Annotated in this window: 23 protein-coding genes and 1 pseudogene; 6 read left to right on the top strand and 18 right to left on the bottom strand. The window is 29.1% G+C overall.

Going from position 1 to position 24,771, the window contains the following annotated elements:
* Nucleotides 1-34: 34 nt before the first annotated feature.
* From ACWPW7_RS03400 to pdxR, 3 genes and pseudogenes are all read right to left on the bottom strand, one after another.
* Entirely contained in the window at nucleotides 35-805 is a 771-nt protein-coding gene (locus tag ACWPW7_RS03400) for an ABC transporter permease (protein ID WP_454052362.1), read from the bottom strand.
* The gene (locus ACWPW7_RS03395) at nucleotides 793-1,437 is read right to left on the bottom strand and encodes an ABC transporter ATP-binding protein (protein ID WP_454052361.1); all 645 of its coding nucleotides are present in this window, start codon (nucleotides 1,435-1,437) and stop codon (nucleotides 793-795) included. The genes ACWPW7_RS03400 and ACWPW7_RS03395 overlap by 13 nt, the downstream gene beginning before the upstream one ends.
* Before the next feature lie 426 nt (nucleotides 1,438-1,863).
* Nucleotides 1,864-3,284, bottom strand: a pseudogene (pdxR, locus tag ACWPW7_RS03390) (MocR-like pyridoxine biosynthesis transcription factor PdxR).
* 184 nt (nucleotides 3,285-3,468) lie between these two features.
* Between pdxR and ACWPW7_RS03385 the strand changes: the two are divergent.
* Both ACWPW7_RS03385 and ACWPW7_RS03380 read left to right on the top strand, forming a co-directional pair.
* A complete protein-coding gene (locus ACWPW7_RS03385; protein WP_454052360.1) occupies nucleotides 3,469-3,882 on the top strand; it encodes a CGGC domain-containing protein in 414 nt (137 codons plus the stop codon).
* Nucleotides 3,883-3,910: 28 nt separating this feature from the next.
* Complete coding sequence (locus ACWPW7_RS03380; RefSeq protein WP_454052359.1) at nucleotides 3,911-4,282, top strand: pyridoxamine 5'-phosphate oxidase family protein; 372 nt, start codon at nucleotides 3,911-3,913, stop codon at nucleotides 4,280-4,282.
* A gap of 140 nt (nucleotides 4,283-4,422) precedes the next feature.
* Here the strand turns inward: ACWPW7_RS03380 and ACWPW7_RS03375 are convergent, their stop codons facing one another.
* The 3 genes from ACWPW7_RS03375 to ACWPW7_RS03365 all read right to left on the bottom strand — a co-directional run bounded on the left by ACWPW7_RS03375 (nucleotide 4,423) and on the right by ACWPW7_RS03365 (nucleotide 8,187).
* The gene (locus ACWPW7_RS03375) at nucleotides 4,423-5,286 is read right to left on the bottom strand and encodes a pentapeptide repeat-containing protein (protein ID WP_454052358.1); all 864 of its coding nucleotides are present in this window, start codon (nucleotides 5,284-5,286) and stop codon (nucleotides 4,423-4,425) included.
* A gap of 202 nt (nucleotides 5,287-5,488) precedes the next feature.
* Nucleotides 5,489-6,766: a serine--tRNA ligase gene (gene serS / locus ACWPW7_RS03370; protein ID WP_454052357.1), complete on the bottom strand. Its 1,278-nt coding sequence runs from the start codon at nucleotides 6,764-6,766 to the stop codon at nucleotides 5,489-5,491.
* A gap of 866 nt (nucleotides 6,767-7,632) precedes the next feature.
* Nucleotides 7,633-8,187 (bottom strand): helix-turn-helix domain-containing protein, encoded by a 555-nt coding sequence (locus tag ACWPW7_RS03365; RefSeq protein ID WP_454052356.1) that lies wholly within the window; start codon nucleotides 8,185-8,187, stop codon nucleotides 7,633-7,635.
* 117 nt (nucleotides 8,188-8,304) lie between these two features.
* Here ACWPW7_RS03365 and ACWPW7_RS03360 point away from each other — a divergent pair, with 117 nt between their 5' ends.
* Nucleotides 8,305-8,889 carry a LysE family transporter gene (locus tag ACWPW7_RS03360; protein ID WP_454052355.1) on the top strand — a complete coding sequence of 195 codons (585 nt, stop codon included), beginning with the start codon at nucleotides 8,305-8,307 and terminating at the stop codon, nucleotides 8,887-8,889.
* A gap of 237 nt (nucleotides 8,890-9,126) precedes the next feature.
* Nucleotides 9,127-9,690 (top strand): HD domain-containing protein, encoded by a 564-nt coding sequence (locus ACWPW7_RS03355; RefSeq protein WP_454052354.1) that lies wholly within the window; start codon nucleotides 9,127-9,129, stop codon nucleotides 9,688-9,690.
* Nucleotides 9,691-10,259: 569 nt separating this feature from the next.
* On the opposite strand, the gene ACWPW7_RS03350 is transcribed toward ACWPW7_RS03355, so the two are convergent.
* The 9 genes from ACWPW7_RS03350 to ACWPW7_RS03310 all read right to left on the bottom strand — a co-directional run bounded on the left by ACWPW7_RS03350 (nucleotide 10,260) and on the right by ACWPW7_RS03310 (nucleotide 18,944).
* Nucleotides 10,260-11,357 (bottom strand): helix-turn-helix transcriptional regulator, encoded by a 1,098-nt coding sequence (locus ACWPW7_RS03350; RefSeq protein WP_454052353.1) that lies wholly within the window; start codon nucleotides 11,355-11,357, stop codon nucleotides 10,260-10,262.
* A 498-nt stretch (nucleotides 11,358-11,855) separates the two neighbouring features.
* Nucleotides 11,856-12,746 (bottom strand): radical SAM protein, encoded by an 891-nt coding sequence (locus ACWPW7_RS03345; RefSeq protein WP_454052352.1) that lies wholly within the window; start codon nucleotides 12,744-12,746, stop codon nucleotides 11,856-11,858.
* 473 nt (nucleotides 12,747-13,219) lie between these two features.
* Nucleotides 13,220-14,074, bottom strand: coding sequence for an AraC family transcriptional regulator (locus tag ACWPW7_RS03340; RefSeq protein WP_454052351.1), 855 nt, complete (start codon nucleotides 14,072-14,074; stop codon nucleotides 13,220-13,222).
* 348 nt (nucleotides 14,075-14,422) lie between these two features.
* Entirely contained in the window at nucleotides 14,423-15,046 is a 624-nt protein-coding gene (locus ACWPW7_RS03335) for an SMI1/KNR4 family protein (RefSeq protein ID WP_454052350.1), read from the bottom strand.
* Between the two features lie 97 nt (nucleotides 15,047-15,143).
* Entirely contained in the window at nucleotides 15,144-15,566 is a 423-nt protein-coding gene (locus ACWPW7_RS03330) for a hypothetical protein (protein ID WP_454052349.1), read from the bottom strand.
* 183 nt (nucleotides 15,567-15,749) lie between these two features.
* Nucleotides 15,750-16,109, bottom strand: a complete 360-nt coding sequence (locus ACWPW7_RS03325; RefSeq protein WP_454052348.1) for a zinc-ribbon domain-containing protein — start codon at nucleotides 16,107-16,109, stop codon at nucleotides 15,750-15,752.
* A gap of 214 nt (nucleotides 16,110-16,323) precedes the next feature.
* Nucleotides 16,324-17,397: a tetratricopeptide repeat protein gene (locus tag ACWPW7_RS03320; RefSeq protein WP_454052347.1), complete on the bottom strand. Its 1,074-nt coding sequence runs from the start codon at nucleotides 17,395-17,397 to the stop codon at nucleotides 16,324-16,326.
* 166 nt (nucleotides 17,398-17,563) lie between these two features.
* On the bottom strand, nucleotides 17,564-18,472 hold the full coding sequence (locus ACWPW7_RS03315) for a D-isomer specific 2-hydroxyacid dehydrogenase family protein (protein WP_454052346.1): 909 nt from the start codon (nucleotides 18,470-18,472) through the stop codon (nucleotides 17,564-17,566).
* A 25-nt stretch (nucleotides 18,473-18,497) separates the two neighbouring features.
* Nucleotides 18,498-18,944 carry an Lrp/AsnC family transcriptional regulator gene (locus tag ACWPW7_RS03310; protein ID WP_454052345.1) on the bottom strand — a complete coding sequence of 149 codons (447 nt, stop codon included), beginning with the start codon at nucleotides 18,942-18,944 and terminating at the stop codon, nucleotides 18,498-18,500.
* 458 nt (nucleotides 18,945-19,402) lie between these two features.
* On the opposite strand from ACWPW7_RS03310, the gene ACWPW7_RS03305 reads away from it, so the two are divergent.
* On the top strand, nucleotides 19,403-19,729 hold the full coding sequence (locus ACWPW7_RS03305) for a hypothetical protein (RefSeq protein WP_454052344.1): 327 nt from the start codon (nucleotides 19,403-19,405) through the stop codon (nucleotides 19,727-19,729).
* A gap of 278 nt (nucleotides 19,730-20,007) precedes the next feature.
* On the opposite strand, the gene ACWPW7_RS03300 is transcribed toward ACWPW7_RS03305, so the two are convergent.
* From ACWPW7_RS03300 to ACWPW7_RS03290, 3 genes are all read right to left on the bottom strand, one after another.
* Nucleotides 20,008-20,214 carry a hypothetical protein gene (locus tag ACWPW7_RS03300; RefSeq protein ID WP_454052343.1) on the bottom strand — a complete coding sequence of 69 codons (207 nt, stop codon included), beginning with the start codon at nucleotides 20,212-20,214 and terminating at the stop codon, nucleotides 20,008-20,010.
* Nucleotides 20,215-20,318: 104 nt separating this feature from the next.
* Nucleotides 20,319-21,482, bottom strand: a complete 1,164-nt coding sequence (locus tag ACWPW7_RS03295) for a MerR family transcriptional regulator (RefSeq protein ID WP_454052342.1) — start codon at nucleotides 21,480-21,482, stop codon at nucleotides 20,319-20,321.
* Nucleotides 21,483-22,092: 610 nt separating this feature from the next.
* The gene (locus tag ACWPW7_RS03290) at nucleotides 22,093-23,559 is read right to left on the bottom strand and encodes a methyl-accepting chemotaxis protein (protein ID WP_454052341.1); all 1,467 of its coding nucleotides are present in this window, start codon (nucleotides 23,557-23,559) and stop codon (nucleotides 22,093-22,095) included.
* A gap of 161 nt (nucleotides 23,560-23,720) precedes the next feature.
* Here ACWPW7_RS03290 and ACWPW7_RS03285 point away from each other — a divergent pair, with 161 nt between their 5' ends.
* Nucleotides 23,721-24,719: a ketoacyl-ACP synthase III gene (locus ACWPW7_RS03285; RefSeq protein ID WP_454052340.1), complete on the top strand. Its 999-nt coding sequence runs from the start codon at nucleotides 23,721-23,723 to the stop codon at nucleotides 24,717-24,719.
* Nucleotides 24,720-24,771 lie beyond the last annotated feature (52 nt).

Genomic DNA, 24,771 nt, shown 5'->3' with positions numbered 1-24,771 from the left:
TAAGGAAATTTAATGATTTAATTTTTTATACATTTTATAAGAATTGTTTTCTGTTATTATACAAAGATTTGTATCCTAAATTTAAAGATAAAAACACAGTTATACAAACAGAAGTACAGATTGCAATCATAATAGCTATTTGGTACATAATAGCTGTGGTAGGTACTGTACCAGATAATATTTGTCCTGTCATCATTCCAGGTAAAAAGATTATTCCCATTCCTACCATGGAATTTAGTGTAGGAATTAAGGCAGTTTCTAAAGCATTATTAGCAAAAGGCTTCAAAATATCTTTAGGTTCTACTCCTAAATTGAGTAAAGTATTAATTTTATTTTTTTCTTTGTCTATGGAATCCATAAAGGCTTTTATTCCAATATTTATTCCAGTCATAGCGTTACCAATTATCATACCAGCTAAAGGTATAGTATATTGAGGATTAAATATAGATTTATTAATCACTATAGCCACAAAGAAAAATAGAACAAAAAGCCCTGAAAATGTTAGAGAAGCCCCTATTGCAATCTTAAAATTATGGTTTAAGTCCTTTCTGCTTTTAATTACTCTATTAATAGAAAATGTTATCATAAGTACCAAGAAAATTACAGTAAATATAGGCTTGGGATTGCTAAATATGTATTGAAGTATATAGCCTACAATCACAAGTTGAACTGACATTCTTAAACTTGCAACTAAAAGAAGCTTTATTTGATTAACTTTTGATTTTTTCATTATTAGTAACACAATAATCAGTAATAAATAAATAAGTGAAAACTGTAATATACTCAGTGCAACTATGGATTCCATCTACTACTCTCCTTTGCAATTTCAACTTTATTTTCACAAAACTCTTCAACAATATTCCTATCGTGACTTACGATTACCATATCAATATTTTTTTCTTTACAGAAGTTTATAACATTTTTGATCACTTTACGGCTGCTTTTTTCGTCTAAGGCTGAAGTTGGCTCATCTAATAATATAACCTTAGGACATAATGATAAAAAAATAGATATATAAACTCTTTGACGTTCTCCACCAGAAAGGGTAGATGCATTTTGATCTAAAGGAACATTTACATAGCAAAGCTCAGTAATGTAACTAATATATTCTTTCTTAGGCATAGGTACTTGCCTTAAAGAATAAAAAGTTTTAAAATTATCCAAAATACTCTCATCAAAAAGAAAAGGTTCTTGAGAAACTAAGCTTACCTCACGTCTTAAAGCAATAGGGTCATATTCTTCTATTGCTTTACCGTTATATAACAACTGTCCAGACACTGGACTTATAGAATTATTCAATAACTTTAAAAAAGTGCTTTTACCACTTCCACTTTCTCCAACAATAAAATTAATTTTATCTTTTTCAATTCTTACATTATCATAAGTTAAATTATACTTATAAATAAGATTGTTTGCTTGAAATAATTGTTCAGCCAATATTTCACCTTCCTTGATTTATATTAAAGTTAACACTAAACCTAATATATCCGATAGTCTTAATACACAAAAAAACATTAACCTCATATTTGATTATTAAAATAAACCTATTATAATTAATTATACAATTTAAAATTTATAATAGTATTATACTTTGACTCATCCAAATACCTGCTCCTATAACTCCTATTCCTAATATTATAATGATTAATGATGTTATTGCATTTATGCATATCTATCTACTCCTACCCCTATTTTTTACAATTTATTATTTTTTATTATATAAGCAAATAATTATTCGGAATATTATAGGTTATTACAAAACATATTTCAAGTTTAATAATTATTGAAACATAATATTAAGGTTTTATCTATGTTAACAAAAACATTAATATTACCTAAAAAATAGCTTAAGATAAATTATCATTAATTATTAAACCACGCATTATTAAGCATCCTTATACCTTCAATAATCTCACCTTCACTCATGCCTCCAAAGCCAAGTAAAATCATATTATTAGAGTATTTTTCTAATCTCATCCAGTACTTTGATACTGGATACACTTTAATACCATAATCTTTAGCCTTTTTTATTATTTCTTCTTCACATAGTCCATTATTCAACTCCAATAAGATATGCAAGCCTGCATTTTACCATGAATAATAACATTATCCCCCATTAATTCGTGGATTGTATGAATTAATATATCATGTTTTCTTTTGTTTGAAAGACACATCTTTCTTAAATGACTATCCCAATAACCTAAATTCATAAATTGTTGAACTATTTTTTGTTCAATTAATGGAACAGATGTTTGATATCTACTAAAAAGTTTATCATACCTTACTAACCATGATTGTGGTAATACCATGTAATTTAAGCGTAGACTAGGTGACAAAGATTTTGAAAATGTACCTATATATATAACATGTTCTTTAGAATTAATACCTTGTATTGATGGAATTGGTCTTGAATTGTACCGTAACTCACTATCATAATCATCTTCAATTATAACTCCATTTTTTCTTATAGCCCAATCTAAAAGCTTCAATCTTTTTTGAATTGGCATCACTGATCCAGTTGGAAATTGGTGCGAAGGTGTTACATATACTGCTTTTGCAGAACTATTTTCCAATTGCTCAATATTAATTCCATCAGCTTCTAGCTCAATGGGAACAACATTGTATCCATTATTAATAAATATATCTCTTGAACCGGTGTACCCTGGATCTTCAAAAGCTATTTGGTTAAAATGCTGCCTAAATAACTGGCATATTAAGCTTAAGCAGTATTCAATGCCTGAAGAAATAATAATCTGTTCAGGATTACAATAAACACCTCTTGATTTATTTAAATATTTCATAATTTCTATCTGTAATTCCAGTTCACCTTTGCTGTCATTATATGATGTCATATCCTCAGAACTCAAAGATGCTAAACATTTATTTGAGATTTTCTTCCATAAACGCAGTGGAAAATCAGAAGCGCTTAGAGTTCCATATTGAAAATTATATTTATAACTTTCATCAGAAGCCACTTTAGATAATGTATTTTTATATGTTTCAATATTCTCAGAATCTTCTTTCTTTAGTTTTAAGATTATACTACTATCTAATTTTTCAACAATAAATCCGCTCCCTGCTTTACTTGTAACATATCCTTCCGAGTATAGCTGTAGATAAGCACTTTCAACTGTGTTTCTACTGATATTTAATGTTGTTGCAAGAGCTCTAGTAGAAGGCAGCTTACTACCTTCAGAAATTTGTCCAGAAAGTATATCTTCTTTTATTTGTTCATAAATTTGCAAATATAATGGAACTTTTGAATCATTGTGTAAAACGATCATATAAAAAGCACTCTCCTTATAACTGTATCCTATAAAATAAACAAAATTGGCACTTTTGATAATTCCACATTGATTGTATAATTGCTTTATTCAAAAGTCAATGAACACACAGTTAAGATTTTTTATTGACATTTTGTAATATGTAAAAAATAGTTTACTGATTTATAAGAAAGGTGAGAGATGAATGAGTACAAAATATGTAGTTATTATTCAGTGCCATATTGCACATAGAAGATGTAGTGGCTTTGCTTGCACAAATGCTTTTTACAATAAGGACGAAATTTTTAGAAACTATGATGACGATACTAGATATATTTCTTTCACATGTGGTGGTTGCTGTGGAAAGGGAATTGCTGCTAAATTAGAGCATCTTTCTAAAAAATTAAGAATTAAAAATAATATAAGTAAAGATGAAGTTGCCATACACTTATCTTCTTGTATGACAACGGACAATAATCACTATGATAGATGTCCTCATGTTGACTATATTAAAAATATTATTTTAAAAAAAGGTTATGAAAATGTTATAGAAGGATCTTTCGTATCTAAAAACGCAAAAAGAAAAAGGGACGAGGGTACTTATAAGTGCTATGACTAATGTAACTAATATATAAGGAGGAATAGAAATGTTAAATGAAAAATTGCTTGAGGTTATTTCTCATGAAGGAGTAGTAGCTATTGTATCTTGGAGCAATAACGAAGCTCATGTGGTTAATACTTGGAATTCATATATTAATGTAACTGAAGATGGTAGATTATTAATACCAGCTGCTGGCATGCGTAAAACACAAAAAAATGTGGAACTAAATAACAAAGTTAAAGTTACTATAGGAAGCGAAAAAGTTATGGGATATAAACGCTTAGGAACAGGCTTTTTAATTGAAGGAACTGCAAAATTCCTTGAATCAGGTTTAGATTTTGATATGATGAAAGAAAAGTTTCCTTTTCTAAGTAGAGTACTAGAAATAACAGTTTCATCTACCCAACAAACACTTTAGATATTACACTACTATAATTCAAATAAGAATCCACTAGTTTAGTTGGTGGATTCTTATTGCTAGAATTCTGTACTCCTTAGTTTGTCAGTAAAAATTCCACAACATTATTATATTGGATTTAAAACTTATTTCTAAGTTAATTATTTATCCCAATATGTAGGACGAATTAATGATATTGGTAGTTTTGTATTAGAATCTCCCTTAGCAGAATTAATCTGAGCTTGCGTAATAAATATACTATTTGTGATATTAGCCCCTCTTATATCAGCATCTCTCAAATCAGCGCCAATAAGATCTGCACCACTTAAATCCACTTCTCTAAGGTCTGCTGCAATAAGAAATGCCCCTCTCAAATCTTCTCCTTTTAGATTGACTTTCTTAAGGTCTGAACCAATAAGATTTAACCTTCCAACAATTGTATTTTTACGTTTTAAAGTAGTTTTTTGTCCTTTACGAGCTTTATTTCTCACAAGTTCACTAGTCTTTGAAAGTAGAGCATTAACTTTATTTCTGTGTGATACTATATCTAGTTCTATGAGATCATCAGCATCTAGATTAGTAATCCTCATGGTTTCACTTATCATGTAGCTGATTTCCTCTTTTATACCACTATCATACTGTATCCTCAGCGCTTCTGTTAGATACCATAACATTTCATGAAGTTGTCTCATAACCAAAAACACATCAAACATTTGTTTTGCAGTTTCTGAATTATTTCTCCAATCACGTCCCTCATATGTAACCTGAGCAACTTTTTGTCCTGCTCCAAAGCATTCATAAGCAGTACATCCTTTAAGCCCTTTTTCTCTAAGACTTTTATGAACAGCACATTTAAAATCAGATTGTAAATTTATACAAGGCTTACCTGCATCTTTATCTATTGGAAACCCTTCAGAAGCTGAAAAATACAATGCAACACAGCAAAACCCAAAACATTTTTCACAGTCAACTCTCAAATTTTCATATAATTCCTTATCATACTTACCCTCATCTTTATATGACATACTTATTGTCACCCCATATTCTTAAAATATAAATAATTTTGCCATCTAAATTATATCATAGCCTTATATTAAATTACTGTACATATTAATATGATTATAAATACTGAAAATAGTTTAATTACAGTAAATCACTTTAATTGCATATTATTCCAAAAATAACAACAGCACATCAAATTTAAAATTCAATGCGCTGCCGTTATTATTATTTAATCAATGTCATACCGCCCATATATGGTTGTAGTGCAGCTGGAATATTTACAGAGCCATCTTCGTTTAAGTTGTTCTCTAAAAAAGCAATCAACATTCTTGGAGGTGCTGCTACTGTATTATTTAATGTATGTGCAAAGTATTTTCCATTTTCGCTATCTACACGAATTTTTAGACGACGGGCTTGTGCATCACCTAAGTTAGAACAACTTCCCACTTCAAAATACTTCTTTTGTCTAGGAGACCAAGCTTCTACATCCACTGATTTTACTTTTAAATCTGCCAAGTCTCCGGAACAACATTCTAAAGTTCTTACTGGTATATCCAAAGATCTAAAGAAATCTACTGTATTTTGCCATAATTTATCATACCACATCATACTGTCTTCAGGCTTACATACAACAATCATTTCTTGCTTTTCAAATTGATGAATTCTATATACTCCTCTTTCTTCTATTCCATGAGCTCCTTTTTCCTTTCTAAAACAAGGTGAATAACTTGTTAATGTTTGAGGTAAAGAAGCTTCTGGTAATATGGTATCAATAAATTTGCCAATCATAGAATGTTCACTGGTTCCTATTAAATATAAATCTTCGCCTTCGATTTTATACATCATAGAATCCATTTCCGCAAAGCTCATAACACTAGTTACAACTTCGCTACGAATCATAAATGGTGGAATACAATATGTAAAACCACGATTTATCATAAAGTCTCTAGCATAAGAAATTACTGCAGAATGAAGTCTTGCAATATCGCCCATCAAGTAGTAAAAACCATTACCAGCAACTTTTCTAGCACTATCTAAATCAATTCCATTTAATTTCTCCATAATTTCAGTATGATATGGAATTTCGAAATTAGGTATGACAGGTTCACCATAACGTTCTATCTCTACATTTTCACTATCATCTTTTCCAATTGGTACACTTGGATCAATTATATTTGGAATAGTCATCATAATTTTTTTAACTTTTTTTTCTAATTCATCTTCTTTTGCTTCTAATTCAGCCAGACGCTCTGAATTTGCAGTAACCTGCTTCTTTGTTTCTTCTGCTTCTTCCTTTTTCCCCTGAGCCATTAATGCACCGATTTGCTTTGAAATCTTATTTCTATTAGCTCTTAAAGCTTCAGCCTCCTTTTTTGTATCTCTTAACTCAGCATCCAAAGTAATTACTTCATCTACTAAATCTAGCTTATTGTCTTGAAACTTATTTTTTATGTTTTGCTTAACAATCTCTGGATTTTCTCTTACAAATCTTAAATCTAACATATTTTTGCCTCCTGATTAAATATATATATTATTATTTGAAACCATAAAATAAAAAAACCCCCATCCCAATATATAAACTGGGACGGAAGGTATCCGCGTTGCCACCCAAATTGCTGATAAATACTTAAAATCAGCCACTCGAAATTAGTATTATAGAGGATACCACCCTTTCGATTCATCACCGACAGCTCCAAAAGTGGAAAGATCTAACCTTTCACCGATTCACACCATCCATCGGCTCTCTGAAGAAATTCATAAATCGTAGCTTTTATAATCACTGTTTTTTGCTATATTTTATTATTTATTAATTATATATATATTCATACTGATTTTCAAGTAAATACTAAATCTTTTCTTTCTTAGTTAATTTAATTAATTAAATTTATTCCCTAAAACAAAATAAATATTCTTAAATTTAAATTTCTTATATTTTTTACATAAATGATGCTTCCATAAATTTATATATTATTCTATATCTTAATATTTCACTTCTCTTTACTAAGAATTCTTTGAATTGCAAATTTGCCAGCAATTGCTGCCCCTGGAAGTCCACCTGGTGGACTAATCCATTGGCCTGATAAAATTATATTACTAAGTCCTTTAATATAAACAGATGGATACCAGCACCTGCAATTACTACTTTTTCCTTATCCATATTATACCCCGTCTTGTGGATCCTCTGTATTTTTCTATGCTGCAAAAATCCTATTAGCAAAATTCATCCATCCATTATCTTGCACACTTTTTGTCAGCCATTAAAAGTAATGTATCACCTGGCTGAATATCAAATAATTCTAATAACACAAAATAACTACTCATATAATTAAACTATATATCCTAACCTTATTAACAAGCAAAATGAAATCCTACATTGGATAGTAAATAACCATACTTACTGAGCAAATTGTATCACCTATATTTTTATAAACGTGAGATTTATCCCCCTTAAATCGTATAGAATTACCCTTTGTTACAACAAAATCCTCACCATTTATATTTATAGTAAGCTCTCCAGAAAATACAGTTATAAATTCCTGGGTACCTTGTTGATGAGCTTCCGAAGCTAGATGTCCTTTAGTATCAATCTCAATAGAATAGGTTTCAAATCGAGTTGTGTTATCAAAAGGAAATACAGGAAATATCCTAATCTTGCCCTCGTCCTCAATAAGTGGCTGTACTTGAGACTTATCTACAATTTCAAAATCAGCCTCAGGCATGCTCATAAGTTCAGTACATGATATTTTAAGTCCATTTGCAATCTTCCATATTGTTGACACAGTAGGATTTACTTCACATCGTTCAATCTGGCCAAGCATACTCTTACTTACATCAGTCATCTTCGAAAGCTCATTAAGACTAAGTGTTTTTTCTTCACGAAGTCTTTTTAAATTTTTCGCAATAATCAAATTAAGCTTTTCCAAAATTTAACCTCCAATTCATTGACAGTATACTGCACAAATAGTATCATTATATTGTACAGTATAATATATCGTTCTTTTTGTATATTATATCATACGAAAATTAGGAGGTAAATATACATGCCAAATCTCACAGCATTCTTATCCTATGTCCTTATTGCAAACTTTGCTCCTGGGGCAAATACTATTATATCAATGTCAAATGCAGGCCGATACGGATTTAAGAAAAGCATAATGTTTAATGTAGGTGTTTTCTTTGGTGTATTTACTATATTTGTTCTAAGCAGTATATTTAGTGTAATACTTTATGACTATATCCCATCAATTAAATCAATTATGGCCTACGTTGGTGCAGCTTATATTCTATGGCTTGCATGGCAAATCTACAAAAGTAACCCTCAAAATGACGATAGGACACAAAAGCGTACAAACACACTTTTATCGGGATTACTTTTACAATTTGTAAATCCTAGTGTTATTATTTATAGTCTTGCAACAGTTTCAACATTTATAATGCCTTATTACAAATCTACATTTACGCTTTTATATTTTTCTTTAATTCTTGCTTTTATTGGCTTTCTAGGAACCTGCTGCTGGGCATTGTTTGGCTCTATTTTTCAAAAGTTCCTTATAAAAAATTATAAAATTGTCAATATTGTTATGGCACTATTGCTTGTCTATTGTTCTATCTCATTATTTCTTTAGCTAATAACTATTTTAAAATTAAAAAATAACCAAATTTAATATAATCATTATAAAATTTTATTATCTAAAAAATAGCTCTGTTAAATACTTGCCTAATTTTTATCTATATTTTTATTTTTACAAATTGAAATCAACAGTTTTTAATTAAATAGGCAAGTTTATATAAAATCAATTATAGAAAATTAATGAACTAAGTCAAAAAGTTACTATTAACTTTAGCTTAAAAAGGAGGTACATATGAAACGTAAAGAAGCATTAGCATTATTAAAAGAACATGTTAAAACAGACCGTGTATTAAGACATTCTCTTGCTGTTGAAGGCGCAATGATAGCTTATGCAATAAAATTTGGGCAAGATGAAAATTATTGGGGATTATTAGGATTGCTTCATGATATTGACTTTGAAAAATACCCTGAAGAACATCCAAATCGTGCGCCTGAAATTCTTGAAGCTGCAGGCTTTGATGAAACATTTATTGCAAGTGTTCTTTCTCACTCTTCAGAAACTAAAATCCCAAGAGACTCAAAAGAACGTCAATGTCTACATGCAGTGGATGAAATGGCAAGCTTCATCATTGCAATTGCATTAATGCGTCCTACAAAACTTGAAGGATTAAATGCCAAATCTGTAAAAAAGAAAATGAAAGATAAAGCCTTTGCCAAAGCAGTAAATCGAGAACAACTAATAACATCTGCTGAAGAATTAGGTGTTGAATTTAATGAGCACGTAGATACTATTGTTAATGGTCTCATTGCACATGAAGCAAAGCTGCAAGAAGAAGGATACAGTTTATTAGATTAACCGGTCAGACACTATAGGGATACAATGTGAAAATTTAATATATACTCTGGAAAATAAGTTTTCTATAAAAACAGCTTAGATCTTTAGAAATTAAGGATTAATAATGAAGAATGAAGAATTCAGGAAAAAATTCACTAAAGGTGAATTTCTTAAAATAAAATTTATTTTTTAAAAACTCCAAAGGCTTTAGCAGTTGAGTTTTAACCATAATTCTTCATCTTTCATCCTTAATTTTTCATTCATAGAAAAGAATTTTTGTTATGGAAATTAAAATTATGTATGAGTTAAATTTTTATTGTGGAACCCTATATACTGACTAGATTATTTCAAAACAATAAAATAATAAAAACAGAAATTAAGTATAGGGATAAGCGTAGATTTACATCAATGAAAATTCACGCTTATCCCTATTTAACTTCTTTAGCAAACTAATAATAGTTTTATTTAAAACTGATTTTTACATTGTAGGGGTGAATAGTGTTCGCTAGTTCTTTTTAATACGCCTTATAGTTTAACATTTATTTAATAATATATGGCGAACACTGTTCGCCGCTACAGTTAATCAATTTTCATATGGTTTTTTCCTTCTTTATTTCTTCAATCATCCACTCATATTGTAAATCTCCAAGTCCGTACTGTGAAAACAGTGTAAGTAGTTCTTCTACGAGATTTTTCTTATTAAGATTGTTTTTGATATAACGTATGATATCACTGTTTTCTTCTCGGTAGCCAAGATATAAATTCATTGCCTGATAAGTGACAGGCAGCATTTTTGCATCACATTTTTTTCTATCACAAAGTATGGTTTTATAGATATAATTATAACCCTCTGTATCAATTTCCACAGCATCAGGCAGCATTTTATCCTTTTGCTCTTGTGCCATGCAAAAAAGTACATCACCATCAAAATGAATTTGCTCCAAATACGAAAGAATCGTAATAAAGTTCATCTGGCAGAACATATCATCACCAAACCATAAAACGATAATGTCAAACTGTTCATCAAACAGCGGCTTTAATGGCTCTACTACAATTTTTTTATATCCTTCAATTGTCGAGCTTAAGGAATGCGCTCTTTTTTCAATAAATTCAGGCGAGAAAATTTTTTCGTCCGTTTCACCCCAGCACATGGCTTCATTAAATGGAATATAGACAGCTTTTTCATTCATCAAGTTATCTCTTTGAAAAGAATCAAGCATACACAAACCGTTTAAAATATGCAATGTTTTTAAGGGGTAGTTTCTTTCAATTTGACTTTGTACATTCTTAATAGTTTCATTTTTCATTGCTGTACTCTCCTTATTTTGAAATGGTGGAGAACTATTTTTCTGATAAACAGCAAGCGGTAGCGGATTTTCACGAAACCTTTTTGGCGACATTCCAATCATAGCAGAAAACGCTCTTGAAAATGCCTCCTGAGACGAATAGCCGTATTTTATCGCAATATCAATAATTCTGTCATTACTTCTTTTAAGCTCACTTGCAGCACAAATCAAACGTCGCTTTTGCATATAGCTTTTCATTGTTTCACCAAAATAACGATGAAAAATAACAGAGCAATAATAGGGTGAAAAATTGCACTGTCTTGCCAATTCACTTAGTGAAAAATCCTCTGTTAAATTTTTCTCGACAAAATCAAGTATTCTTTTCATATTGGTGTCTATCATCAAACATTCCTCCTTTTTAAAGATAGTAACACATATTTAATATTTTATTTTGATATTAATTGTGATATTAAGTATTTTATGGGTTCCATATTTAACGATAGGAAATTCGAAGCAGTGATGACTTTACCTTTCACCTTAATCTGATCTTTATAGATTTCATCATGATTCCATAAGTTTAGTGGTTCATATTACAGAAAAAATAGTGGATAAAAGCTTAAAAAACTGTTCTTAAAAAGGCCAATAAATGTGATAAAAAATAAAAAGATACTAGTGAATAAACATAATGACAAAATAACCGATTAAGTTAATTAGTATTGGAAAACACAAGAAACCTTCTGGATGAAAATTAGAATTGTAATTTTGAATAAGAATTACCGGGGAAATGGTATAGGTTATACCACTTTAAAGATGTGAATTGATGAAATTTTCTTCGATATTAAGCCAAGTAACTGTCACTTGGCTTAATGCAATCTATTTATATGCTTATAATATAAGAGATTATAAAAAAGAGAGCTGCTCATTAGTAGATTTATTTAATTTATCTTTCATTGGCTTTGAATAACTACCTGAAAGATTGTATTTGCCTTTTAATTCATTAACCATAATATAAAGCTTATCTTTATACTCCTTGTTGGCACCACCTGTTTTATATAGGGTTTGTAATGGCTCATACAAATGGCGAAAATCCTTTTTTATAAAATCAAAGAATACCGGACGAGTCTTTCCTCTTAGATAGAGTACTCCAGGTAATACATAACTAACCCTACAATCAGCAGCATTAGAATATAGAGCATCAATATTATCTCTTCCATCTGTTATATATGGAATGATTGGCATAAAATGAAGTCCCGTGGATGCCTTTGTCTTTGAGAACTCCTTTAACATAGCAAATCTTTTAAGGGATTCCACACCATTTGGCTCTATTTTTCTACGAATATTTTCATCCATACAAGTAATGGTTGCTGCAACATTTACATAAGTAATAGAACTAAGTTCTGCAATTAAATCATAGTCTCGCAAAATCAAATCTGACTTTGTGGAAATGATGCAAGGCGTTTTGTATTTTATCATCAATCGTAGAATATCTGGCATTATTTTGTACTGTGCTTCTGCTTGTTGATAGCTATCGGTTACGCCACCAATATTAACAACTTCTCTTTTCCAAGTTGGACTGCTGAGTTGTTCTTCCAATCGTTCAACAATATTAGTTTTAACATATATATCCTCAAAATATTGCTCAGAACCCATATATTGATGTGAATACATAGCATAGCAGTATTTACAGCCATGCTCACACCCCCTATATATATTTAAATCCCAAGCAAATGGTATTTTTCTTTTTAATTTATTACATGCTGTAGTACAAGTTATCTCTTTGTAGTTTGCCATATAATTTCATCCACCCTCATATATAGATATATCAGTTTTAAATTTAACCTATCTCTGAAAATAATTAACACTTATTGGTATTGTCATTAAGACTACTAAATTCAAAATTCACAGTTCACAATTTACAATTTCAGTAAATTTAGGTGTATTACCTATTTACATTATTTTAGTTAAATAAATAGGTGTTGTTCCTGGCCATACTGCACCTCAGGGGAACCCAAAGGGTTTCACTACTGTTCCCCAGAGGTGGAGACTAGCAATACAGTGCTAGTAAAATTTAGTTTAAGAAATTAATCTATAAAGAATTAATTTCCACCATAATTGTGCATTTTGCATTGTGAATTGTGAATTAAGATACCATGGATATATACATTAATTTTTAAAGTAGTTTATCTATATTAAAATAAAATAAAATTTAAATCTAATATAAATGCCCATCTAATACTAATAATTATAGTTACTTCATTCAACTTTTATTGATTTTTTCTAATTGGTATCCAAACTTCAAACTTTGAATTAGCTGGATCTTGATTTAAGTATAATTCAATATCTGGTGCATCTGCATATTCATATCCTGACGTTGGTAACCACTCTGTAATTATTCTTTTTTCAATTTCTTGAATTGCTGTTGGCATAGCACCTTGTCCAGGAAAAACTGCCCAAGTGCCTGCAGGTATTACATATTCATACATCCCCTCTGGTACTTCTTTATCAGTTTCTACAGCTATATAGTATTCCCATCTCTCTAAGCTATCCATACAAGCACTAACCCCTAATACTCCCTTAGAGTCTGAATTCATAAGAGATACTATCTGATTAATTGTTCCATTTTGTGCTGATTCTTGCCATAACTTAGGTACAGATTTAAAATTCTTCTCAATATTCTTTTCTAATAGTGCTTTTACTCCCACTATTCTAATTTCTTCTTTTTTAACTATACTATACTCCATTTCTCCTACTCCTTTTATTGTTATTTTAAAACTAATAGGAGGATATGCTTTAAGGAAGGTTCCCTCTTTTTGCGCTACTGAAGGTGATACATGATGTATCTTTTGAAAAGCTCTATTAAAAGCAGTTGGAGATTCATAACCATAGCGTAAGGCTACATCAATTACCTTATCTCCACTTTGTAAATCAAATGCAGCTTTTGTTAATCTTCTATTTCTTATATACTCTGATAGTGGCGTTCCTGCTATATATGAAAACATTCGTTGAAAATGATAAACTGTGCAACATGCTATCTTTGCTGCTTTTTCATACTCAATTTCTCCATCTAAGTTTGCTTCAATATATCCTAGTGCTTCATTTAATTTTTCTAACCATTCCATTAAGCTATCTCCTTACAAATAATAGTATAGTGAATCATATATTTAAAAACCTCTCATCTAATGTACAAATATGAGAGGTTGCTATTTACTTATTAATTAAATGTTTGTTTTATATTCAAATTGTACCATATTTTGTTTATGTATTTAAACAATAAAAAACCTCCCTTATTTATGATGCGGTTCACCTTACTATAAATAAAAAATCTTAGACTTTCCCATGTACAATATAATTATAATCATATCCAATTCAAATTTTAATTATATTTTTTATAAAAATAAGATAGGCTTTTAAAACCTATCCTAATAACTATTATCTCTTAACACTTTAATTTCTCCTACTTCATACAACTATACAAGATATTCTATCTGCTTAGGTTTACCCATACTTTCAATAATTGATTTTATTTTCTCTCCATCTCCACTTTGAAAAAGTTTTTTATATTCATCCTCTAAAAACCTTGCATGGGCCTGTATAGAATCATCATTAATATTATCTCCCCAATCTACTACAGATGTTCCTAGTTGAATAAATAAGAATTCATCAAAATCATTTGCCCAAAGATCCATATCTCCTGTATCATGTCCGTATACAGTTACTTTTGGTTCTTGCTTGTTCTCTTCATACCAAAAACAATACAAATCTCCTGAACCCATCTGTGCAAAAGGAATAAACCTATATTTAGGATTAATTTTTACCTTTCCAAGTTTATAGTCATCATCATATTCTAGCATTTCCTTAAAGTAATTTATTGTTTCTTGTATTTCTGGAAAAACAACTGGTTCACAATCACCTCCAACCCTATAAAAAAATGATTCTATATTCGTTTCAACTACCTCTCTATTTTCATTAAGCCAATCATATGAATGCTTTAACCATTCCATTGCCCCTGAACTATATATCTCATGAAAAGTCCTTGGAAACTTTACATTAAGTATATTTTCTAATTCTTCTAGAGTAACAATAATATCCATGCATATCCTCCTTAATATTATTTTCTACTATTTTAATAAATGCTTCAAACCTACCATTTTAATATCAAATTCTTGTTTTTTAACTTTTTAGATAATATCATTTATCTTTTTCATATATGTCTAATCTTGCAATATCGAAAAACATATATTCACCTATTAACTGCTCATCTCTTGAAAAGTACCCTAAATCAAATTCTGCAATACCACAATCAACTATAACAGGGTTAATTGATAATGTTTCTCCATATACAGAGTAAGACCATATACTATTTGGTTTAACAATTAAATCCTTCACTTTATCTTTATTCTTACTAAACATGATTTCCCATTGAATATCTATTCCCTCTAAAAAATCAAATTCAACTCTATAAGAGATTCCAACCTCAAAACTTGCAGGAAATCCAAATGCTCGATATTCTTTATTATTAATTTCAAACGTTACAATCGCTTCATTCGCTTCTTTTGAAAGCCATTCTATCTTCACTATCTTTACTTCTATGTCATCTTTTATTTTAATCACCTTCTAAAAGTATTTAACCTTTAATAGTCCTTACTCTCAATCCTATACTAGACTTTCACAGTCAAGTCATTATTTATGGTGAGCATATTACTAATATAAAAGTCCCCAACAAAAATGTTAAGGACTTTTCTACTAATAATTATAATTCTATAATAACATCACGAAAGATAGGTTAACTATTTTCTAGTTAGCCTCATCTTTATACTCCTCCATCTGTTTTAAATAGTTAATTTGAGTTTCTGTCTTTCCTCTATATTTCATATCATCATTAACAGGATTTTGGTTGATATTATTAGATTGAGATGTTATAGAGAGCTTCATTTCTTGAAATTGCTCTTCTGTAAGATCTATGTAACTATAACATTTTGGACAAGTAATACAATATTGCTTTCTATATGGTATTATTGGAATGAAAAATAACGTAAACCATGTTCTTACAACACATAAATTCCAAACTTCGGTACTATTACAATAGTTACATGGACGTTCAAATACTGGTCCGACACTCTTTCTAGTCACTTTCCCCCACCCCCAAATTATCATTTTATCACCTCATATCAATAATCTTTCCTAATTGTACCATTTCCCAACATTTATCTCAATATACAACACAAATATCCATAATTCTACATATATTCAAAATTTATCAGTGCATAAAGAATCATTTCCTATGATAAGACTTTTCACACCATCAAACTTTATCTTTATAATTTATTTGATAGCCTTAAAACAAAATAAATGTTTTAATTTTAAATATTTACTTTATATAATGACGAGGGCAATTTATGTAATAACATTTATAAAATATATCGTAATCTACTTCTACAAAAGGCTTAATGCCATTAACAACCTGTCTATAACATTCTTTAATGTTATTTAATCTAACCTTTTCTCCATCAATATATTCTTTACACTCCTCTTCACTATCCCAATCTGCATAATTAGTTTCTTCTTCATAAATATTCTGCTCTATTTCTTTTTCAATTTCATTCATCTTTTTCTCTGATGCATCTATACTATATGATTCTTTTAGTGCATAAAAATACTGTCCAATCCAACTTTGATCTTCATAAAGTTTATCTACATCATATAACTCTATACACTTATGATAATCACCGAGTATATACATACATTCTGCTAATTCATTAGCCCAAACCTCTAAGCTTTCATAACTACTCTCTAATAACAATTGAATTATTTTTTTACCCTCTTCTAATTCTCCATTCAACGCTAACTCTCTTCCAAGAAGTAAAGCAATTCTTCCATCTATCTCTTCATCTTTATAGGGGTATTTATAGATTGACTTTAGCTTAGATATACCTTCTTGCTTATTATTTGATGCAATTAAACTAACAGCTTCATTATATTTATATACCTTATGAGGAGAAATTTCAAAAGCCTTATTAAACAATACTATTGCTTCTTTATAGTCCTTTTTCTTAAAAAATAATTTTCCTAAAGCATAATATGTATTATCATATTTTGATTCATATTCTATTGCTTTTGTAAGCAATTCAATTGATTTATCGACCTCTTCGTATTCCTCACTTAACAAATAAGCCATATTAGTAGCCCAAAAACAATATTCATCCTTTGACATATTATTTTTATTTTTGTTATAACAATCTTCTAAAATATCAATTGAAATTTTTGTATCATTCCGTAACTCTAAATTTATCATTGCCATAAGCGAAAAAGCTTGAATATTAGAAGGATTATTATTAACTTCTATTTCTAATTTTTCTTTACATTCATGAAAAAATTTAGCCCTTCCATCAAACTCTAAATTCATAACACTCTGCAATTCTTTTACCATTTTGGTTATATTCACTTATATCACTTCCTCAACACCTTGTACATTAATTATATAAATACTCGATTTACTTGTATATATTTTAAATAAAAAAATAGCCTTAGCTAAGTTATATCAATAGCTAAGGTTAGGTCTCTTAATTATTTATGATACGGTTTGCCCTTTGTTACCGAATACATGACTATTAAGCATGAGTTTCATTTAAAAATTCCTCAATATTTTGTAGAACTTTATTGGATAATCTTTGCCTTGCTTCTTTTGTCCAGCCCGCTACTTTTTTAGATAAAATTATATTAGGATATTTCTCAAACTCTTTTTTGTAACTTCCTACGCCATCTTCATCATATATTGCAAAGTTCCCTTTTCTTTGTATCCATTCCAAAAATGCAGGTACTTGAAATGTGGTACCTAAAGAAGTGTTAATCAATATTTTGCCATTACCAAACAATGAAAATTCATCTTTTCCAAGTATCATTGTATTTTTAGGCAAATGAATTGATACAATTTCTGTTCTTTTCAACAACTCATTAAGTGGAAGATATTCTATCCCTTCATTTTCGATATCCAATTTTCTATTTCTACTGAAATAATAAACTTTCATTCCGAAATCAGATGCTATTTTTGCCAACATTCTCCCCGTTGTTCCCATTCCAATTATTCCAATTTCCCTTTGCATTAACTCTACAGGTTCATTTCTCCACTGATATTCTCCTAAACCTTTTAATAATCTTATTAATTCACTAATGATGAATTCAACTACTCCTTCATCTCCGTAGTCTCTAACTCCTCGAACTTCAATATTATTTACTCTTGCAGTTTTAATATCAACATTTGCTGAATTTTCATTATAAAGGCTACAGCACATTCCAATATATTTGATCTGGCTACATCTTTCAATTACCTCTTTACTTATTTGTATATTCCAAGACACAAGCACACAATCAGCATCTTTTATTCTTTGTATAATTTCGCTATTATTTTGTGGATAATCATCAAATACCTCAATCGTTTTTTTAGAATACTTCTTTAATTCTTCAATTGCCCAAGGTTCCAATCCTGTCTTATCAATACATACTATTTTATTAAACTTCATCCATTCTCACCCTTTAATTCAATTATTATCTTATGTCATCTTCTATTATTGTTGATAAAATAAATGTAGTGGACGTGTCTATAGTAGACTTCACCTTCCATAATTCGTCAATGAAATTTGTAATATCTGATGTAGACTTTGCCCTAACCTTAATTACTATACACCAATCACCATGAATCCTTTGACATTCTTCTATAAATACATTAGGTATATCGATATTAATATATTGTTGTATATCTTCTTTATAATTTGACATATTTACTTTTACATAAATATATGCTTTAGTACCTTCACCCAATTTAGTCCAATCAATGATACTTTTATAACCTTTTATTACTCCACTTTCTTCTAATTTTTTTATTCTTTGATGAATTGCTTGTCTTGAGATATGAAGAATTCTACTTATTTCTTCATGAGATACTCTTGCATTATTGCTAATAATATTTATAATTTTAATATCCAAATCGTCCATATCCCAGCCCTCCCTACTATATGTAATGTATTTTATCATTTAAAAAATATTAAGTCATCATAAATAGTAAATTAACTGCTAATAGCAATTTTAATTGCTTCACAAACAATCATTTTCATATTTTAGATTTCTTTTTAAGTGAAATTTACTTAAAATAATTACTATATGAAATTATTTTAAAAATAATGATAAATTACAATAACAAATTGAACTATATTTTATTTATATATTTAAACAATAAAAAAACCTCCCTTATTTATGATACGGTTCTCAATATCACAAATAAGGGAGGTTTTTTTACTTTAAATACAATAGAAACAATACTGCTAGATCTAATTCTTTCCTCGACAGTTACAATGGTTTTATTGGTATATAAATATAGAGAAAATGTTTTTCTCTGGATGTGTATTAGGATCATTCATATACATGTCGAGAACAAATATAAAATAGAAGGTGCTATGTGTGCAGTTGATAAAGAAATTTCAGAAGATATTAAAACAAAATTTGAAGCTCATAATGAAAGTGGCAAAACCTGGACAAATGAAATATATATAGATTGTTCACCAAAAGAAGTTGAAAGGTTACGAAAATATAATGAATCTTTTGAGATACGTAATGGTAGAAGGATTAAAGTTGCAAAGGCATTAAAAGAACTTAATGAAAGCGATTACGGAGGATTATATTCTATATATTTAAAAAACATTATGCCTGTTAATGTTGATGAAAATGGTAAGTTTGATTTTCGTAAAAAAGAAGAACTAAACGGAGAAAGGTTAAAATGTTGATTCAGTGGAGATTGACCCATGATTTCTATATAATACAAATTTAAAATTATAATATAAAAGTCAACTAAGAGGCCTGTACAATTAAATGTAAACAAATTATAGAAAAAATCTCAAAAATAGTAGCGCCGCACGCAAATGGATAGCTACTATTTTTATTTATAAAATTTAATGTAGCATCCTATTTTTATTTTGCTCATTTATTATGCTTATATTGCGTTAAAATTCAACAAAAATAAACTTATATTTTAAATCTATTTAAATTTTCCTTTTCAATGATATCAATAAATTAATCTGTTCAAACTTTCTTCTTTTGAATCCATTGTAGTAAAATACTCATAAACATTCATATGCTCTTCAAGCCATCCACATATTTCCCTTGGCTCTCTATTATAAAAACTTTCTTTACTACTTATACGGTTCACCGTATCATAAGCAAGTGATAACACTTTTAATGCATCCGTTAGTAGCATTAAGAAAAATCCCATAATTTCTTTTCTAAAATTACGGGACTTTTCATTTCTAACTATTTAACTACAGTTGATTTATGACTTTAGTTTCTTATGCCAAATAACTTATAGTTTTCAATTTATTATTTACTATGTTCAGAATAAAATTTAAAAGCTTCTCCTATAAATTTAGATGCGCCAGCGCCGGATTTTTTATCAGTTACATTTATCCAGCTAGGATTTGATAGATAAAGTTCTGCCATATATCCTAAATAATTATCTCCCTCATCTACTTTGTAAAATTCATGACTTTTTTCAGTTTCATCTGATATTTCTTCAACGATTTGTTGAATCTCATTTGAAGTGGGATCTTTACTTAAATCTGATGTAAGCTTTTCATATAATTCTTCTAATTTAGGCTGCTTATTTCCCAAATAATTTTTTAGAGCTTCTCCTATAAATTTAAATGCACCATGACCATATTTCTTATCAACTGCTTCTATCCATTCAGGGTACACCAAATAAATTTTCACCATATAGTACCAATGATCATCTCCATTTTCCATTTTGAAAATTTTATAATCTTTCTTTGCTGTATTTGTTATTTCTCCAGCAACTTGTTGAATCTCCTTTGAAGAAGGATCTTTACTTAGGTCGGATACAAGCTTTTTATATAGTTCTTTTAATTTAGGATGCTTATCTTCTAAACAATCTTTTTTAAACCTATCATATTGTTCCGCCATAGTAGTTAATATATCATTATTAAGACTTTTCTTTATAGCTTTAGCATATCTTCCAATACTTCCATATTGTTTTATAGCACTTTTAGCAATTTTATATTCCTTAGATTTAATTTTTTCAATTAAATCATTATATTTATCTACACTACCATAAATTTTAATTACCTTATCCTCATGTTCTGTTTTAAATTCTTCTAATACATTAAAATACTCACTCATATCAAATTCTTTAAAATTCATCGTGCTTTCTCCTTTTAATGTTTTATTTATAAGCTCTATTAAACCATTTAATCTTTTCCGTTTTAATATAAGCAGCTTTTTCTGATTTTTTAGAGCTTGCATTTTATCAAAATATGGACTCATCATTATATCTTTAATTTCTTTTAAAGGTATATCAAGTTCTTTAAAAAATAAAATCTGCTGCAAAGTTTTAAGGGCTTCATCATCATAAAGCCTATAACCTGCCTCTGTAATTTTACTTGGCTTTAACAGTCCTATTTCATCGTAATAATGTAGTGTGCGCACACTTATTCCTGTCAAATCTGAAACTTGTTTCACTGTTCTCATTGCTACACCTCTAAATTTAATTTTAAAGCTATTAATACTATTTAACACTCCGTCGACTATGAGTTTTTGTTAATATATTCAAGCTTGTTTTTATATTACACTATGACGTTATGTTAGAGTCAATACTCTTTTATAGGGTTCCACAATGAAAATTTAACTTATGCATGATTTTAATTTCAATAACAAAAATTCTTTTCTATGAATGAAAAATTAAGAATGAAAGATGAAGAATTATGGTTAAAACTCCACGGCCAAAGCCTTTGGAGTTTTTTAAAAACAAATTTTATTTTAAGAAATTCACTTTTAGTGAATTTTTTCCTAAATTATTCATTCTTCATTATTAATTCTTAATTTCTAAGGATTTAAGCTATTTTTATAGAAAATTTATTTTCCAGAGTATATATTAAATTTTCGCACTGTATCTCTATATCCACTGCCTATATCTATAATAAAAAATAAGGAGCCTTCCCATCATTAGAGAATTCTCCTTGTTATTTATTAAGAATAGCTATCAATTAGTCTTATTTCTAACATTATCCACTATAACTATGCTATGCTAAAAAGATGATCACTGCTAATCTTCAATAACCATCTTTTTATATTATCTACTTTATTCACTTATAGAGTTTAATTCATTACATATATCATCTATTTCATCATAGCTACTTGTTATATCCATTATGCTATTATTAAGCTCATCAATAGCCGCAAAAATTTCTTCCATAGCAGTTGCAGTGGATTCTACAGTTTCACTAATATCATTTACTAAACTTAATGTATTTTTCATCGTACTTTCAAGCAATACAGATTGTGATCCAACATTTCCTGAATAACTTAATACATTAGAGGTATTCTTATTGACATCTTTAAATAACTCTTTAACATCATTTGTATGCTCATTACATAATTCGATTGACTTTTCCTCTTTTAATATTTCTTCTGCAACTACCTTTGTTTTATTAGATATATTATTCAATATTGATTCTATTTGATCTGTAGATGTTTTTGAATCCTCAGCAAGTTTTCTTACTTCTTCTGCAACCACAGCAAAACCTTTTCCATACTCTCCAGCTCTAGCTGCTTCTATTGATGCATTAAGAGCTAATAGATTGGTTTGCTCTGATATTTTTGTAATACTGTTAATAATATGAACTATTTTTGTATTTTCATCACTTAATTCATTTATCATGGATACCACACTTAAAATATTTGTATTTACCTTATTCATTTCTGAAGATAATATATCTACTTTATTATTACCTTCTAATACAACATTTTCAGTTGACTTAGATAATTCCTCCATAGTTTTAATGGCATTCGTAACTTCTTCTGCTTTTTCCACTCCACCCTCTATTGAAGTTTTCATTCCAATCATTACATCCACTTCTTTGGCTGCACTATTAGCAACGTCGCTTGTAGAGCTAGTTATTTCTTCTGCTATTTGTCCTGCTACAGAAATTCCGCTTTTTATTTTCTCATTAGTTACTGTTAAAACTTTTATAGTACTATATATTTTTTCTAGCAACAACTCTGCTCTAGATTTAGCTTCTTCAGTAGCCTTATGAGTTTCTTCTAAATCTTTATAAATCCTTTTGGTAGTAATGGCATTAATTGATAATATAGCTGACCCTGCTATTATGTATCCTATATAAAATACTAATTCATAGTATTCTGCTGAAGCAAACAATGTTGTTTTATAGCCTAAAAAGAAATACACTACAAGTACTATAGCCAAAATTGCTTCAATAATTAATATCCTTAAATCTTGATATACACTCATTAATATAAAACCATAATATATCAAAATAAAATTAGTCCAATTTGGGTTTGATATAAACATTATACATATAACAACAGTGTACATCATTACCGTATAATACATTGTTTGAATAATATATTTCTTTTTTATTAATATAAAATCAATTACAGCTAAAGGTATGGAAACTCCAACTAATATTAATATTGCATTCCTATCTGTATTTAAAATTATATCAACAATTGCCCTTAATACTACTGATGATATAAATGCTGCCAACATTATTTTATTCTTCAATTCCGCATTTTTTTTATAATCCATTACTACTCCCCCTTACTCAATGTCCCATTATTATTTTCGTAATATTGCTATATAGCTTTACCATCTTCCCTACTTTTTTGTATGGTTTTCTTAATTTACTGAAATATTCTTCGATAATTATAAATGGACATATTTAACAATGAGAATAAGGCGGAGATAAAATGAGTATAAAAATTAAAAACATCAAGTATTACCATCCTAAAACAAGCTATTCTAATGAATATTTTTTGAAACATTTTTCGGAGCAAAACGTAGATATCTCCGGGTTATTGAATGTTACTGGAAGAGACCAGAGATATATTTCTGAAGATTTTCATGAAAATTCTTTAACTATGGCTATAGAAGCTTGCAACAAAGTAATAAGTACTGCAAATATAGATGTACAAGATATAAATTTAGTTGTATTTGTATCTTCTACCCCAGAATATCTATCTCCTACAAATGCTGTTAAAATTCATGATGCTTTAGGTTTATCTAAGAATGCAAATGCATATGATATGAATGGTAATTGTTCAGGAATGATAATTGCCATGGATCAAGTCTGTAGAACAATGAAAAGTAATAACAGAATTAAATATAGCTTACTTGTAGGTTCAGATTTATCATTTAGATATTCAAGAAGATCAGAACCTATTACTTATGCTAACTTTGGAGAATCTGCATGTGCTGTTTTACTAGAAAACACTGATGATAATATATCAGATTTCATAGATAGTTCATCTTATGTAGATAGTTCATTAAACTGCTATATAAAATTTCCTCATGATGGCTTTTCTAAGATATTACCAATAGATGGAGATACGCCAAAAGATAATAGACTAATAGAATGGCTAGATTTTAATACAGATGATGCATTCGCAAGTTCTGTTGATTCAATAAATGAAATACTAGGTCGAAATAATCTAACTAAAGATGATGTTAAATTATATTGCTTATCTCAATTTGCAAAGAAAAATATTGATATGATAAGAGAGACTTTAGAAGAACCAGAACACAAATTTCCATTCATAGGTGACAGATTTGGATATACAAGTGTTACAAGCCCATTTATGGCCTTAGCCGATTCTGTTTCAAATGGTAACCTTAAACGTGGAGATTATATTATTTTATGGACAGTTGGAGCTGGTGTGGTTGCTTCATGTATACTACTTAGATATTAATATCAGATCACAAAGTCAGATGTGAACTTTTTGATTTAAATTGGGTACTAGC

Source organism: Clostridium sp. Marseille-Q7071 (genome assembly GCF_965112025.1).
Note: the sequence above shows the minus strand (reverse complement) of the source record. Positions and strands in the feature narration are given on the sequence as shown.

Excerpts from the sequence above, each read along its gene's own strand:
- ACWPW7_RS03400 (WP_454052362.1), bottom strand. The coding sequence starts at position 805 with ATGGAATCCATAGTTGCACTGAGTATATTACAGTTTTCACTTATTTAT.
- ACWPW7_RS03385 (WP_454052360.1), top strand. The coding sequence starts at position 3,469 with ATGAGTACAAAATATGTAGTTATTATTCAGTGCCATATTGCACATAGA.
- ACWPW7_RS03380 (WP_454052359.1), top strand. The coding sequence starts at position 3,911 with ATGTTAAATGAAAAATTGCTTGAGGTTATTTCTCATGAAGGAGTAGTA.
- ACWPW7_RS03375 (WP_454052358.1), bottom strand. The coding sequence starts at position 5,286 with ATGTCATATAAAGATGAGGGTAAGTATGATAAGGAATTATATGAAAAT.
- serS (WP_454052357.1), bottom strand. The coding sequence starts at position 6,766 with ATGTTAGATTTAAGATTTGTAAGAGAAAATCCAGAGATTGTTAAGCAA.
- ACWPW7_RS03360 (WP_454052355.1), top strand. The coding sequence starts at position 8,305 with ATGCCAAATCTCACAGCATTCTTATCCTATGTCCTTATTGCAAACTTT.
- ACWPW7_RS03355 (WP_454052354.1), top strand. The coding sequence starts at position 9,127 with ATGAAACGTAAAGAAGCATTAGCATTATTAAAAGAACATGTTAAAACA.
- ACWPW7_RS03350 (WP_454052353.1), bottom strand. The coding sequence starts at position 11,357 with ATGATAGACACCAATATGAAAAGAATACTTGATTTTGTCGAGAAAAAT.
- ACWPW7_RS03345 (WP_454052352.1), bottom strand. The coding sequence starts at position 12,746 with ATGGCAAACTACAAAGAGATAACTTGTACTACAGCATGTAATAAATTA.
- ACWPW7_RS03340 (WP_454052351.1), bottom strand. The coding sequence starts at position 14,074 with ATGGAATGGTTAGAAAAATTAAATGAAGCACTAGGATATATTGAAGCA.
- ACWPW7_RS03335 (WP_454052350.1), bottom strand. The coding sequence starts at position 15,046 with ATGGATATTATTGTTACTCTAGAAGAATTAGAAAATATACTTAATGTA.
- ACWPW7_RS03325 (WP_454052348.1), bottom strand. The coding sequence starts at position 16,109 with ATGATAATTTGGGGGTGGGGGAAAGTGACTAGAAAGAGTGTCGGACCA.
- ACWPW7_RS03315 (WP_454052346.1), bottom strand. The coding sequence starts at position 18,472 with ATGAAGTTTAATAAAATAGTATGTATTGATAAGACAGGATTGGAACCT.
- ACWPW7_RS03310 (WP_454052345.1), bottom strand. The coding sequence starts at position 18,944 with ATGGACGATTTGGATATTAAAATTATAAATATTATTAGCAATAATGCA.
- ACWPW7_RS03305 (WP_454052344.1), top strand. The coding sequence starts at position 19,403 with ATGTGTGCAGTTGATAAAGAAATTTCAGAAGATATTAAAACAAAATTT.
- ACWPW7_RS03300 (WP_454052343.1), bottom strand. The coding sequence starts at position 20,214 with ATGGGATTTTTCTTAATGCTACTAACGGATGCATTAAAAGTGTTATCA.
- ACWPW7_RS03295 (WP_454052342.1), bottom strand. The coding sequence starts at position 21,482 with ATGAGAACAGTGAAACAAGTTTCAGATTTGACAGGAATAAGTGTGCGC.
- ACWPW7_RS03290 (WP_454052341.1), bottom strand. The coding sequence starts at position 23,559 with ATGGATTATAAAAAAAATGCGGAATTGAAGAATAAAATAATGTTGGCA.
- ACWPW7_RS03285 (WP_454052340.1), top strand. The coding sequence starts at position 23,721 with ATGAGTATAAAAATTAAAAACATCAAGTATTACCATCCTAAAACAAGC.